Here is a 13,424-nt window from a genome sequence, read left to right as displayed (position 1 = left end):
TTTGCAATTCCTCCAGTTATCGATGATTGTAAATGATTTTTCCGAGCTCCCTAGCATCATAGCCTTCAAGTTCAAGGATACTATCTTTAAAAGTGGTGAAATGAATTAAATCAAGCAAATGTTCAAGTGCAGACTTGTTTTCCTCTGTCCATCGAAGGACTAAGTCAAACTTTTCACTCGTCATTGGAATAAAATCAAGTCCAAGCTGACGAGCAGCATATTTAACGCCAAAAGCCACATCTGCTGAACCGCGGCTTATATGAGAGGCAGCTCCAAGGTGATTCCACTCTTCATTTTCATAGCCTTTAATGGACTCAGGACTAATGTTTTTTTCGGCGAGGAAGGAATCGAGTAAAAACCGAGTCCCAGCTCCTTTTTGCCGATTAACAATCGTGACATCACTCCGAGGAAAATCCTCTACGCTCGCAATATTCTTCGGATTTCCTTTCGCTACAATCAATCCTTGTTCCCGTGAAGCTAATCGAATCACGGTGATGGGCTCGTGCACAAACAATTGCCGAATAAAAGGAAGATTGTATTCTTGCGATGTTGGGTCCAGTAAATGAATCGCCGCCAAATCTGAGCTACCTCGATAAACCATCATCAAACCTTCAAGGCTACCAATATAACTTGGTTGAATCGAAACCCCAGCCGATTCATTTGCGGCATACTTGACGAGATGCTCAACAAGAAAGTCATGGCTTCCGGCAAGCTTTAATGTATAGGTTAAAGATTGACCTGATGAGACTTGATTGCTCCCGATACTTGGTGAGGATGCCTTCGATTGTTTATATCGCTCTACCTCGGCATGATCAATTCGCATTTTATTGCCAACCTTAAATGCGTTTAAATCTCCGCGCTTAATCAACTCATAAACTGTGTGCTTTGATATTTTAAACATCGAAGCAATTTCATCTGGCGTATATGTAATCTCGTGCATTTAGTTCACCACCTTTGATGATATAATACTAAAATAAACGAAATTGAATAAAAAAAGTGTGACAATTATCAAAAAACGTTAAGTTTCGTTAAGTTTCGTAAGAGGTCGTTCACGATTTAGACAAATTTATCCTTTATAATCGCTTAAGAGAGTTTTTTTAAGATCTAGTGAAATATAACCAATCCTAAACTAGAAGTTGTTATTTCTGTTCAGAAAAAATATAATGAAGTATTGTACAGTTCTTCATTAAGGACTGTTTTTTTAAGAGTGTTGTTAAAATTGTAAAAATCATAAAACCGATTTTTACTACCTAAAGCCGATTTTTAACGCAAGATAAGCTATTTTGTACGTTATAGTAAGTCCGCAAGCTCTTTTCTCTTAACTAGAGATATCTTACAATAAAAAAATAGCTATTAAATCCTGTTACGCTCGAAACGCAGCAAGGTTTGAGAAAAGAGCCTTATTAAAGGGGAAAAAAATAATGACTTCCAATCAAAAAAATAATAATTCTAGGGTCGATTATGGCCTCGTATTGATATTGTTTTTACTATTTTTAGCGAGTTGCATTGCCATTTACAGTGCTCAATCTACTGGACAATATCTTGAAAACTTTCTAGCAAAACAAATTGTCTGGTATGTGGTTGGAACAGGTATTATTACTGTTGTCATAAGACTTGATTCTGACCAACTAAAAAAATTGACGTGGTACGTATATGGGTTAGGAATTGCCGCACTCGGATTTCTAATTGTTGCCCCAGCTAGTATTGCACCAGTGATCAATGGGGCAAAAAACTGGTTTGTTTTTCCTGGGATAGGTTCGATTCAGCCTTCAGAGTTCGTTAAAGTATTTATCATTTTGGGGTTATCCAGAATTATCTATGATCACCACCAGAAAAATACATTGAAAACGTTAGGAACGGACTTTTGGTTGTTAATTAAAATCGGTCTCGTAACCATGTTACCTTTAGCCCTAGTTATTCGAGAAGACTTAGGAACAGCGCTCGTTTTCATTGCGATTATGTTCGGGATGATTTTCATTTCCGGGATTTCGTGGAAAATCCTTTTACCAATTTTTACGACAGGAGTTTCATTGGTTGGGGCTATTTTTTACTTTGTTTTATGGCACCCAGAGGTCCTTGAGAAGTATCTTGGAGTGAGAGAGTATCAATTTGCGCGAATCTATTCTTGGCTTGATCCTTATAACTACCAGAGTACTACTGGATTTCAGTTGACGAGGTCGTTGCTTGCAATTGGTTCAGGAGAAACAACAGGTAAGGGATACGGAGTAAGGGATGTCTATTTGCCAGAAAGCCATACCGACTTTATCTTCAGTGTAGTCGGAGAAGAGTTTGGGTTCGTTGGCGCAAGTATTTTGATAAGTTTATTTTTCTTGCTCATCTATCAAATCACAAAAGTAGGCATGGAAACAAAGAATGATTTCTATTCCTACCTTTGTGTGGGCGTAATCAGTATGATTACATTCCATGTTTTCCAAAATATTGGAATGACGATTGGGCTTTTACCGATCACGGGAATTCCACTCCCATTTGTTAGCTACGGAGGAAGCTCACTGATGGGGAATATGTTAGCAATCAGCCTGATTTTCTCAATGCGTTATCATTACAAAAAATATATGTTTTCCACGTCAGATTAAAGAGCACAAGAAAGAGCAATGGTGAGGCAACCGTTGCTCTTTGCTGTTTTAGTTGAGTGTTTCAATTTCACTAACTCACTCTACAACCCCAACCTCAAGAATCCTTACATTTGTAGAAACCTTGAATGTGACATTTTCGTAGTCGGTACTCCATTTGTCAAAATTAAAATTGCGAGTCTTTGTTTTGACAAAGTGGCCTAGTCCAATGGGGTCAACCTCTTGTTTACGAAATTCCTCAAGCAATTGCATGCAGTTATTGTTAATTTGCTTTTCCAACGCTTTTTCAATTTTACCGACTTCGTCTTTTTCTAAACGAATCCCTTGGTGTTCTGTAAGGATCCCTTTTAAAGTAATCTTGAAGGTAATTTCATACGGGTCTCTTCTGGTTAATTTCATTTTTGTGTCTGATGTTATACTCTTAATAGTGGCTTCTCCATGTTCTTCTTTCACCTTTACTTGCCCCATGGTGAATCGGTCAACAAGAAGCTTGAAATAAAACAATTTATTTTCATGGAGAAGATCAACCACTTTCTCATTTTTAAAAAGGGCGACACCTGCAAGGGTAACTAAATCTTGGCTATCTTTTCTGAGATAAGGTAAATAAGGATCTTTTCCTTGTTGGTAATAATCAAACAAAAATCGGTGAAGATTGGCTACAGGCAAATTTCCACCCTTCATGTTATGCTCAATGAGCTCTTTTAAATATTGACCATTGCCACGATCTCCATACTCGCCTTCAAAAACCTCTTGTGCTTTTCCATCGACTACCGCTAAATGAACTCTTGCGCCGACGCTAGGATCACGCAAAAAAACATCCAGAACCTGTACGATTCCATCCCGTGCCACTTCTTCTTCGAATAAAGCAACATCCAAGCTTCCACTTAAAATCGGCTGGGAAGCCTTTTGCTGCATTTGCGCAGCCACATCTCTCATAATCGTTCCTTTTGCTGTAAAGAGGAAATTTTCAATCGACTTGTCTGGTTTGAAAACAGGAATCATGATGCTCCCATGCAATTGATCGTCGCTCTTATCAATTCCGATACCAGTGGCAATATTTATATCATCAATGACCTTTCTTTGGGTACAACCAGCGAGGAGCAAAATACATAAGGTTAGGTTTATGAATAACTGGACTTTTCTCAACTTGCTTTCACCTTCTTTTTAATAAACAGTGAAATATATAGGAAGGGAGTATATAAATAAGCCAGGGTGAAACCAGTTTTTGCCTGAATGTCAAAGAACGTATTCATCCTTTCTCGTGAATCTAAAAATAAAACAAACATCAAGACGACTGCAGCAATAAAAAGAACCGCTTTTCGTTGTTTGATATGATAGACTCGTTTAACTACACGACTAGCGACCCATAAAGAAATCGCAATATTAGGGAGAATGATTAACGCCCAATTAGCAAGTCCCAAATACTCGAATCTCTCAATAAAAGGGAGCTTAACAATCTTCCACATTTCTAATGTTGCCCAAATCGATTTTTGCAGCAATGCGATAGGGAAATAGGCGAAAGTAACGACGGCTAAAAAGGTATAAAAAAACGTCGTCGTAAATAGCCCAATATGAACCCACTTTTTTGACTTTTTAGGTTCTTTAATAAAAGGGTAAATAAATAACAGAACACCGTAACCAAGGTATGTTAGGGTCATGTTATAAGCACCCTTGATCAATTGAACTGGGTTATGGTCTAAAATCGGCAACAAGTTAGTAAAATCACCATACCTAATTGGGGCAAGGAAAGACAACAGCAAGTAAGCAGGAACAACAATCCCAAACAAGGATGTCCCTACCACCGTTCTGAATCCACCATTCACAATATAGATTCCTAAAATTAAATAGGTCGTAGCAAAAAAAAACGGGTTCAGAGTGAGAAACATCCATGTACGAATTACCTCCATTAAACCAGCAAGTAAAGTTATGCAAGTCATTGAAAAATACAATATAAAAAATGTATTGATACTGTTGCCAATGATTTTTCCAAATACAAAAACATTGGCAGTCATCACATCCCCATCAACTGCTTCGCATATTTTATACATAAGCCATACAATGATGTTAACGGTTAAACCTGCTCCAATAACAGAAATCCAGGCATCGTATCCAGCATCTTCTGTGATTAGGCGTTGAAATCCAAGCACACCAATTCCTATTTGCATAGAAACAACAACAAATGCCGCCATAAATGGGGAGATCTTTATACTCTCTGGAATGGACTGCTGCATGAAATCTTCTCCTGCCTTCTAAAATTATTCATCAATGTCCTTCTTCTGATGGGCCTTGTCTTTACTAAACCGGCTAGAATCATCTGTTCTGAGAAATGTTGGACGCTTAGCCTGACTTTTAAAGGGCAAGCGAAATAATGCATCTTTAAAGTCCTGAAGCCTTAGAGGAAAAACAGGCTCCATATAAGGAAGTCCTAGTGATGTAAGCCGTAGCAAATGGGTAATTAAAAAACTAAAGGCAATTGTCATTCCAAGTATCCCCCATGCCTCCGCCATAAAAAGAAAGGGAAAGCGTAATAAACGAATCGTATTACTCATTTGATAGACAGGTGTAGTAAAAGAGGCAAGAGCAGAGAGCGCAATAAAGATTAAAAGAACATTGCTCGTAAGTCCAGCTTCAACCGATGCAGTTCCAATGACAATACCGCCTACGATACCGATGGTCTGACCGACCTTTGTAGGAAGTCTGGCTCCTGCCTCCCTTAAAAGCTCAATTGTTATTTCTAAAAACAACGCTTCAAGAATTGGAGGGAAAGGAACGACCCGCCTTGAGGTAACCAAGGTAACCAATAAGTCTTTTGGTATCAATTCATAGTGATAGGTAACAATTGCCACATAAAGGGGTGTAATCATTATCGAGAAAACGACGGCAAACAAGCGGACCATTCTGATAAAAGTAGCAAGGATCCAGTTTAGGAAATAATCTTCAAACGCATTGAAAAACTCCGTCAAAGAAGTAGGACCTATTAAGACGTGCGGAGAACCGTCCACAATGATTGCCACTTTTCCTTCTGCAAGACTAGCCGCAACGCGGTCCGGTCTTTCCGAATCAAGCAGTTGTGGAAATGGAGAATTTCCATTATCTGCAATCAGTTGGGTAAAATACGAACTGTCCGCAATTTCATCTTTTTCAATATCGTCAATTCGTTGTTTAACGGTATTGACGATTTCCATATTTGTAATACCATCGATATGAATAACGGCAATTGTTGTTCTCGATAATTTCCCGATAATGAATTCTTCAGAAATCAACTCTTTAATAGGCAAACGCTTGCGAACCATGTTCAAGTTATCGCCGATTGATTCAACAAACGCTTCCTTCGGTCCAATGACACTAAATTCAATCTCGGGAGCGGAAACAGATCTTACTACAGTTTTTTGGGCAGAAAAGAAGGCGAATCCACTTGTGTCTCCCTCAAGTGTCAGCATGACATATCCTTCAATTAACTTTTGGGCTATTTTTTTTGTATCGCTTGAAACTTCTACATCAGCAATGGGGAGTAGCTTCTTAACATCCGTGATTTTAAGGAACTCTTCCTCAAGTAAAGGAGGAAGAGCATTATTGTCTAATACCTTCTCCTCTACAAGTGTAGGAATAAAGGTGAAAATAAACTTTTTTCCTGTTTTTCGATTGATAAAATCCTTTTTTTTATAATCAGAGGATTTGGCGAGTTCTTTTTCCCAATCTTCATATGGGTTATCTGTTTTTTGGTTTTGTCCCTTAGAGCTTTGCTGGTTCTCCTGGTTCTTCTTGTTCTTCTGTTCATTGTTATCCAGCTCTTTCTGAAGTCTTCGTTTCCTAAGTTTAAAAAAATTGCTCATATCCCTCACCACTTCGAAAGTTTGCCCTTATTTTTACCAAACTTGTTATTTTTATGTTGGTGAGGCAAAAGGAAATAAAAAAACCTGCAGCTTTAGGCTGCAGGTTGGTGTTTATTTCAAAAAGTAAGTTTCAATATCATCAAGCATTAAATTGGCGGCAATTACCCCTCCAGCAGTGTTCCAAATGGCATCGTCAACCTTGTAAACTTGTCCATTCTTGGCAACTTCAAGGTTTTTGAAGAGAGGGTCTTCAATCCATTCCTTCTCTAATTCAGAAGCCTCACCATCTCCAACCTCATAAGTGAAGTAGAAGAGGACATCACCATCCATTGCTGGGATTCTTTCTTTTGTAACATTCTTTTCAGCAAAATCATCAACATTTTGACTTTCTGGTCTGGCAAAGCCAAGTTGTTCAAGAATAACCCCGGAAAAACTGTCTTTATGGTAAATCCGAACATCCCCAGCCATGAAGCGAACCATGGATACTTCCTTGTTTAGATCTTCGCCAAGTTCGGCCTTTAATTCCTCGATGCGTTCATCGTAATCAGCAAGGATTTGATTTCCTTCTTCTTCTTTATTAACAGCTTTCGCGTATAATTCAAAGTTCTCTTTCCAGTTTCCTCGAAGAGTTTCGGCATAAACCGTAGGAGCAATTGCCTTTAACTGTTCATAAATGTCTTCGTGGCGCATTTTATTACCAATAATCAAATCTGGTTGGAGCGCTGCCACAGCTTCAACGTTCACTTGACTTTCAACACCAACGACTTCAACACCCTCCATATCAGAAGCGATATGATCATACCAAGGGTCTCCGGTCCAAGACTGTACGGCACCAACGGGAGTAACACCAAGTGCGAGGAGCGCCTCTGTTCCTTCATTTGTTAAAATCACGACTTTTTCAGGTGTTTTTTCAAGTGTTATAGGTTCCATTGCATTTTCAACAGTATAGCTTGTATCTTCTTCTTGAGTAGTATTTGGCTCTTTTGTATCTACCGAGTCATCGTTCTTCTCTCCTCCGCAGGCTGCTAACATCAAGAGCAAGAGAACCATGAAGAGCGATAGGGCAAATTTTGATAGTTTCATTTTTACTTGTCCTCCTATTTTCTAATTGTTAATGATAATCATTTTCATTTAGTGCTCCTTTATGATAAATTGACTATATGGGTGGTGTCAACAAATTCTAGTAAAAAAGTTATTCATTTTTCAAAAAATCCTGAATGAAATGAAATTGATTCTCATACTCATTGACACGTTATATTAGGTGCAATAGACTAAAAGTATTTAAAACCTAAAACAAATTTCTCTTGGTAGAAAGGTAAATCATTATGCTGTTAAAAACATCTAGCCAAAGATGGTTTGGATTAACGATGTCCATTATCGCCTTGTTACTATTAGTTTGTGCAAGTATTGTTTACGGATATACAGATACGAGCTGGAAAGTTGCGTATGGGGCGTTTACTAACTTTGATGGGTCCAATGAACATATTATCATCCAGTCCGTACGTCTACCTAGAGCCTTAATTGCAGTAGCTGTTGGAGCAAGCCTTGCGATGGCAGGAGTACTGATGCAAACATTAACGAAAAACCCCCTAGCCTCCCCTGGAATTTTTGGCGTTAATGCTGGAGCAGGATTTGCTGTTGTTGTGGCTGTGACAATGGTTTCGGTAGGAAGCTTGCAAGCTTATACCTGGATTGCGTTTTTAGGAGCAGCTATTGCAGCTATTAGCGTTTATGTGATTGGTTCGGTCGGGAGAGAAGGACTTACACCGATGAAACTCACTCTAGCCGGTGCCGCCATCGCTGCGATGTTTTCTTCCTTTACTCAAGGTTTACTCGTTTTGAATGAAGCAGCTCTTGAACAAGTGCTATTTTGGTTAGCTGGCTCTGTACAGGGGAGAAAGCTTGAAACTTTAATAAGTGTTCTGCCTTACCTATTAGTTGGCTGGACAGCTTCGATGCTTCTATCCACCAAAATGAATGTTTTGTCAATGGGAGAAGATGTAGCCAAAGGCTTAGGGTTAAAAACGGGAGCCGTGAAGCTCGGAGCAGGTGTGATTATTATTCTCCTCTCTGGTGGGGCGGTTGCTGTAGCTGGACCAATTGGGTTTATTGGCATTGTTGTCCCGCATGTTGCGAGAGCCGTTGTCGGAATTGATCATCGATGGGTTCTTCCTTTTGCGGGGCTCTTTGGAGGAATGCTCTTGATTGGTGCTGATATCGCTGCGCGTTACGTGATTATGCCCCAGGAAGTCCCAGTTGGGGTTATGACAGCCGTAATTGGAACTCCTTTCTTTATTTATATTGCCAGAAAGGGGTTCAGTGGGAAATGAGTAAATTTCGAAGTATTCGCCTAATGAATGGTAAAATATCTTTTTTAATTGATCAAAAGGCTATGAAAACAGTGCTAGTTCTATTGGCCATAGCTGCGATATTGTTCGTCCTGAGTGCGGGTCTCGGTGAGATGAAAATTAGTCCCCTTTCAGTGGTCCAAGTTATTTTCGGTGGGGGAACGGATATGGAGAGGTTGGTCGTCCAGTCCTTCCGTGTGCCACGAATTATCGTTGCTTTAATGGTTGGAATAGGTCTAGCGGTTGCGGGTGGTTTATTGCAGGGGATGATTCGAAATCCTCTTGCTTCTCCTGACATTCTTGGAATAACAGGGGGAGCAGCAGTCGCTGTTGTTGGCTTCCTTGCAATCTTTAGTGATGAAGACAATGCTTTGTTAGTAAGTATTAAATGGATGCCGGTTGCCGCATTTATAGGGGCAGCGGTTGTTGCTCTGCTTGTTTATATCCTTGCTTGGAAGAATGGAGTTTCCCCGATTCGACTCGTGTTAATTGGAATTGGTATTTCCACCTTAATGCAGGCTTTAACGACATTATTAATGATTCTTGGTCCGATTTATCGTGCCAGTCAGGCAAATATTTGGATTACCGGGACAGTCCACGGATCGAGTTGGAATGAAGTTAAGATTCTCGTCCCCTTGATCCTTGTCCTTGTTTTCTGTGCGTTTATCATGGCAAGGACGGTGAATATCCAAGAGCTTGGAGATGAAATTGCCACTGGTGTTGGTGGCCGTGTCCAACGTCAGCGATTTATTTTGTTAATGATTAGTACTGCATTGATTGGGAGCTCGGTTGCCTTTGCGGGTGGCATTGGCTTTGTCGGCTTAATGGCACCACATATGGCAAGAAGGCTTGTTGGCTCTGCTTTTGGAGCTTTGCTCCCAGTCTCAGCTTTAATCGGGGGAATATTAGTGATGTTGGCTGATTTAATTGGACGCACGCTATTTTCTCCACTTGAGGTTCCTGCGGGCGTCTTTACTGCTGCCATTGGTGCACCTTATTTTATTTACCTGTTATTTAAAACAAGAAACCAATAGATACTAAAAACTAAGGGGGGATAAAGGCGATGTATCAAGCGATTGAAACTAGGGACTTGACACTATCATATGGAAGTTCAATCATTATAAATGAACTTGATTTATCGATTCCTAAAGGGGAAATAACTGTTTTTATTGGTGGGAATGGTTGTGGGAAGTCTACATTACTCCGCTCTATTGCGCGGTTGTTAAAGCCACAAAAGGGTTCAATTTTGCTTGAAGGAGAAGCCATTTCCAAGCTTTCAACAAAGGAAGTGGCGCAAAAAATGGCCATTCTACCACAATCACCTACAGCCCCTGAAGGGTTAACGGTTCTGCAACTTGTAAAACAAGGTCGTTATCCTTATCAAAATTGGCTCAAGCAATGGTCTGAAGATGATGAAAAAAAGGTAAATGCTGCTTTAAAGGCAACTGGGATTGAACAATTAAAGGATCGAAGCGTGGACTCCCTTTCAGGTGGACAACGACAGCGCGCTTGGATCGCGATGACTCTTGCACAGGATACCGATATCATCCTTTTGGATGAACCAACCACTTACTTAGATATGACCCACCAAATAGAAATTCTCGATCTCTTATTTGAACTGAATGAGCAGGAAGGGAGAACCATTTTAATGGTGCTTCATGATTTGAACCTTGCCTGCCGTTATGCCCATCATATCGTCGCCATTAAGGACCAGAAGATTTATGATCAAGGTCCACCAGAGCTTGTTATTACTGATACACTCGTTCGAAATGTGTTTGGAATGGAATGTAAGGTCACCCTAGATCCGTTATTTGGAACGCCTCTTTGTATCCCTTATGGCAAAGGACGTCGTATATTACCAAAGAGTGCAAAGGGTGAAATCGCCTATGTACGCTAAATTATCTGAGAAGGAGGCTGCTGAGCTATTAAGGTTCAGGTATACCCCGATACTAGAACAAGAAAGCTCAGCAACGCCGATTAGCAGTCTTGTGTATCAGGAGCAAATGCAAGCTTTTCTTAAAGAGGTCGAAGTAGAGATTCAAGCACCCGATTTAAAAGTAGCTGCTTCTGTGTTCATGAAACGCTACGCATTTGTTGTTGTCATCTACTTATATGCTTTATCTTCTTGGAACAAACGTCTCCATTTTACTTTAGACTCTTTGTATCTCCGAAGTTCTCAGAAGGACGGAAACTGGCTTCCAGAATACTATATTAAAGATTTGTCGGGAGAAGAATTTACAGGTGAAAATAGGGATAAGTGGCGAAATCAAGCCATTCAATATTTGTTCAAGGATATTATTTTTCCGATTTTAAATACCTTAACTAAAGAAGCGAAGATTTCCAAGTACATTTTGTGGGAGAACATCGCTGTATATTTACATTGGTTGTATGAGAAGGTTCTCGATCATGAGCAGGGATCGCTTGCTTTTGAAGATTATGATTATATTGTCAACCACGCGCCTGGTAAGGTATTTGGACCCTATGAGCGGAACCCTTTAGAGAGATTTACTGCTGAACCAGTTTATTTATCTGAATTAAAAGAGACCATTCGGATCAGAAAAACTTGTTGTTTTACATATCAGCTTGGAGCAAAACGGACCTACTGCAATACATGTCCGTTATACTGCAAGCAATTTAACACGGGGAAGAGGAATTGACGTGAATGCTAATTTACAGGAACAACTTGATGGATTATTAGAAAAGTACGCTGACTTACTAATAGGAGATACTTCAAGTGAAAATAAAGAAAAAGTAAAGGCCTGGATTATTTACAACCACATAGCAAAATCAATGCCACCACTTGCACAACACTGGAATCAAAGCTATCCAGATGCGAAAGAAAACATCATGCAGGTGATTAAAGAAATAAAAGAACTGAATGAATTAAACCGAAAGAAATAAACCATCATTTGCGATGGTTTTTTTTTATGATTGTTTGCCTCTAATTGACCGAACAGTCTAGCAAAGATGTGGAACGGTAAAATAGAGCGTTTCTAATTGCCCGAACCGGTCAAGAAGGAGGCAGAACGGTAAAATAGAGCGGCTCTAATTGCCCGAACCGGCCAAGAAAGAGGCAGAACGGTAAAATAGAGCAGCTCTAATTTCCCGAACAGGTCAGGGAAGATAGAGCACGGTAAAATAGAGCACGGTAAAATAGAGCTATTCTAATTGCCCGAATATGTCACGAAAAATGCCAAACGGTAAATAGCCCACTCTCAAAGTATTTAGTAGGAATAGAAGTACAATCACTCGCATTTCAATTTTAGAAAACAAAGAACAATAAACAGGCGATATTTATATGTATATAGAGAAGGACTAATTAACAGCAGTAGCGTTCTAAAGAGTGGGGGGAATTGTTCATAACCGCAGGCACAGTTAAATGTAAGCGCTTCAATTAAGCTATTTTTGCTAAAAGGAGTGTGGACAATGGAAAGATGGTTGAGGAACTTTTTTCTTTTTCTGTCCAATAATCGGATGATAACAAGATTAGCTAAAAAATATGGATTTCATTTGGGAGCATCTCGTTTTGTTGCAGGAAAGAATATTGAAGAAGCTGTTATCGTCATTAAAGAGTTAAACAAGAAAGGTCTCGCGGTAACTCTTGACTTTCTAGGAGAATTTGTTGAATCCGAGGGTGAAGCCAGGGACCGCGTCAATCAGTCAATAAAAGCAATAGAGTTCATTCGCCGTGAGAACTTAGATGCACAATTAAGTGTGAAACTAACATCAATGGGGTTAGATATATCTGAAGACCTCGTATTAGAGAATATGCGACGTATACTCCGGATTGCGAAGTGGAATGATGTGTTCGTCACCATTGATATGGAAGACTACTCTCGGTATGAGAAGACGTTAAATATCTTTAAACAATTGCGAAGTGAATCAGAACATATTGGGACTGTACTCCAAGCTTATCTTTACCGAGCGGAACAGGATTTACGAGAGTTACATGAATACGAACCACACTTTCGATTAGTTAAAGGTGCGTATAAGGAATCGGTAGAGGTAGCTTACCAAAACAAAAAAGATGTTGATGATCAATTAAAAAAACTTATAAAAATTCACTTGCTAAGCGGTCACTATACGGCAGTAGCTAGCCATGATGACAAAATCATCGAGTATACAAAGAAGGTAGTAAAAGAACATGATATCCCTTTTGAACAATTTGAGTTTCAGATGCTCTATGGAATCCGGCCAGAGTGCCACGAGAAGCTTAAAGATGAAGGCTATACGATGAGGGTTTATGTTCCTTATGGCACAGATTGGTTTGGTTATTTTATGAGGAGACTGGCAGAAAGACCAGCAAACCTTCAATTTTTACTAAAAGGTCTGTTTAAATTCTAAACAGGAAAAACAGGCTGGTGGTCGCTGCCAGCCTGTTAATATTATTTTACTCAAATGTATCTCTCGCTATTTTTTATACTGATTGTTTTGGCTATTTACCTTGCCGCCGCCATCATTCTCGACAGTTGGTCCAGCATTTCCTTTTACACTAGCTGCACTTACGCCTCTTTTTGAAGGATCCTTCTTCAATCTAGCCATCTTCTCACCCCCATTTATAGCATATCCATTCAGAATCATTTCAAGTAAAATTACAATTCTAAAAATAAAAATCAAAAAATTTTATCTTTTTAGGTATGTACTTATTGCGT

At 39.5% G+C, this 13,424-nt stretch carries 13 protein-coding genes; 7 read left to right on the top strand and 6 right to left on the bottom strand.

Annotated features, from left to right (window positions below):
• Positions 1-16: 16 nt before the first annotated feature.
• Positions 17-940, bottom strand: coding sequence for a substrate-binding domain-containing protein (locus LG336_RS23110; RefSeq protein WP_404329792.1), 924 nt, complete (start codon positions 938-940; stop codon positions 17-19).
• Positions 941-1,421: 481 nt separating this feature from the next.
• Between LG336_RS23110 and LG336_RS23105 the strand changes: the two genes are divergently transcribed.
• Positions 1,422-2,594: an FtsW/RodA/SpoVE family cell cycle protein gene (locus LG336_RS23105; protein WP_404329791.1), complete on the top strand. Its 1,173-nt coding sequence runs from the start codon at positions 1,422-1,424 to the stop codon at positions 2,592-2,594.
• 75 nt (positions 2,595-2,669) lie between these two features.
• Here LG336_RS23105 and LG336_RS23100 read toward each other — a convergent pair whose 3' ends face one another.
• The 4 genes from LG336_RS23100 to LG336_RS23085 all read right to left on the bottom strand — a co-directional run bounded on the left by LG336_RS23100 (position 2,670) and on the right by LG336_RS23085 (position 7,507).
• Positions 2,670-3,737 (bottom strand): Ger(x)C family spore germination protein, encoded by a 1,068-nt coding sequence (locus tag LG336_RS23100; protein WP_404329790.1) that lies wholly within the window; start codon positions 3,735-3,737, stop codon positions 2,670-2,672.
• Positions 3,734-4,822 (bottom strand): GerAB/ArcD/ProY family transporter, encoded by a 1,089-nt coding sequence (locus LG336_RS23095; protein WP_404329789.1) that lies wholly within the window; start codon positions 4,820-4,822, stop codon positions 3,734-3,736. The genes LG336_RS23100 and LG336_RS23095 overlap by 4 nt, the downstream gene beginning before the upstream one ends.
• A 24-nt stretch (positions 4,823-4,846) precedes the next feature.
• Complete coding sequence (locus LG336_RS23090) at positions 4,847-6,424, bottom strand: spore germination protein (RefSeq protein WP_404329787.1); 1,578 nt, start codon at positions 6,422-6,424, stop codon at positions 4,847-4,849.
• A 111-nt stretch (positions 6,425-6,535) separates the two neighbouring features.
• Positions 6,536-7,507, bottom strand: coding sequence for an ABC transporter substrate-binding protein (locus LG336_RS23085; RefSeq protein WP_404329786.1), 972 nt, complete (start codon positions 7,505-7,507; stop codon positions 6,536-6,538).
• Between the two features lie 242 nt (positions 7,508-7,749).
• On the opposite strand from LG336_RS23085, the gene LG336_RS23080 reads away from it, so the two are divergent.
• From LG336_RS23080 to LG336_RS23055, 6 genes are all read left to right on the top strand, one after another.
• The gene (locus LG336_RS23080; protein ID WP_404329785.1) at positions 7,750-8,754 is read left to right on the top strand and encodes a FecCD family ABC transporter permease; all 1,005 of its coding nucleotides are present in this window, start codon (positions 7,750-7,752) and stop codon (positions 8,752-8,754) included.
• Positions 8,751-9,806, top strand: a complete 1,056-nt coding sequence (locus LG336_RS23075; RefSeq protein ID WP_404329784.1) for a FecCD family ABC transporter permease — start codon at positions 8,751-8,753, stop codon at positions 9,804-9,806. The genes LG336_RS23080 and LG336_RS23075 overlap by 4 nt, the downstream gene beginning before the upstream one ends.
• 29 nt (positions 9,807-9,835) lie before the next feature.
• A complete protein-coding gene (locus LG336_RS23070) occupies positions 9,836-10,669 on the top strand; it encodes an ABC transporter ATP-binding protein (RefSeq protein WP_404329782.1) in 834 nt (277 codons plus the stop codon).
• Positions 10,659-11,429 (top strand): IucA/IucC family C-terminal-domain containing protein, encoded by a 771-nt coding sequence (locus LG336_RS23065; protein WP_404329781.1) that lies wholly within the window; start codon positions 10,659-10,661, stop codon positions 11,427-11,429. The genes LG336_RS23070 and LG336_RS23065 overlap by 11 nt, the downstream gene beginning before the upstream one ends.
• Position 11,430: 1 nt before the next feature.
• Complete coding sequence (locus LG336_RS23060) at positions 11,431-11,673, top strand: YusU family protein (RefSeq protein WP_404329780.1); 243 nt, start codon at positions 11,431-11,433, stop codon at positions 11,671-11,673.
• A gap of 525 nt (positions 11,674-12,198) precedes the next feature.
• Positions 12,199-13,116, top strand: a complete 918-nt coding sequence (locus tag LG336_RS23055; protein WP_404329778.1) for a proline dehydrogenase family protein — start codon at positions 12,199-12,201, stop codon at positions 13,114-13,116.
• A gap of 66 nt (positions 13,117-13,182) precedes the next feature.
• Here LG336_RS23055 and LG336_RS23050 read toward each other — a convergent pair whose 3' ends face one another.
• Entirely contained in the window at positions 13,183-13,314 is a 132-nt protein-coding gene (locus LG336_RS23050) for a YuzL family protein (RefSeq protein ID WP_090743131.1), read from the bottom strand.
• Positions 13,315-13,424 lie beyond the last annotated feature (110 nt).

The sequence above is a fragment of the Mesobacillus maritimus genome, assembly GCF_044803185.1.
Lineage (GTDB): Bacteria > Bacillota > Bacilli > Bacillales > Cytobacillaceae > Mesobacillus_B > Mesobacillus_B maritimus_B.
The sequence above is the reverse complement of the archived record's forward strand: the minus strand, read 5'-3'. Positions and strand labels throughout refer to the sequence as shown.

Excerpts from the sequence above, each read along its gene's own strand:
- LG336_RS23110 (WP_404329792.1), bottom strand. The coding sequence starts at position 940 with ATGCACGAGATTACATATACGCCAGATGAAATTGCTTCGATGTTTAAA.
- LG336_RS23105 (WP_404329791.1), top strand. The coding sequence starts at position 1,422 with ATGACTTCCAATCAAAAAAATAATAATTCTAGGGTCGATTATGGCCTC.
- LG336_RS23095 (WP_404329789.1), bottom strand. The coding sequence starts at position 4,822 with ATGCAGCAGTCCATTCCAGAGAGTATAAAGATCTCCCCATTTATGGCG.
- LG336_RS23090 (WP_404329787.1), bottom strand. The coding sequence starts at position 6,424 with ATGAGCAATTTTTTTAAACTTAGGAAACGAAGACTTCAGAAAGAGCTG.
- LG336_RS23085 (WP_404329786.1), bottom strand. The coding sequence starts at position 7,507 with ATGAAACTATCAAAATTTGCCCTATCGCTCTTCATGGTTCTCTTGCTC.
- LG336_RS23080 (WP_404329785.1), top strand. The coding sequence starts at position 7,750 with ATGCTGTTAAAAACATCTAGCCAAAGATGGTTTGGATTAACGATGTCC.
- LG336_RS23075 (WP_404329784.1), top strand. The coding sequence starts at position 8,751 with ATGAGTAAATTTCGAAGTATTCGCCTAATGAATGGTAAAATATCTTTT.
- LG336_RS23070 (WP_404329782.1), top strand. The coding sequence starts at position 9,836 with ATGTATCAAGCGATTGAAACTAGGGACTTGACACTATCATATGGAAGT.
- LG336_RS23065 (WP_404329781.1), top strand. The coding sequence starts at position 10,659 with ATGTACGCTAAATTATCTGAGAAGGAGGCTGCTGAGCTATTAAGGTTC.
- LG336_RS23055 (WP_404329778.1), top strand. The coding sequence starts at position 12,199 with ATGGAAAGATGGTTGAGGAACTTTTTTCTTTTTCTGTCCAATAATCGG.
- LG336_RS23050 (WP_090743131.1), bottom strand. The coding sequence starts at position 13,314 with ATGGCTAGATTGAAGAAGGATCCTTCAAAAAGAGGCGTAAGTGCAGCT.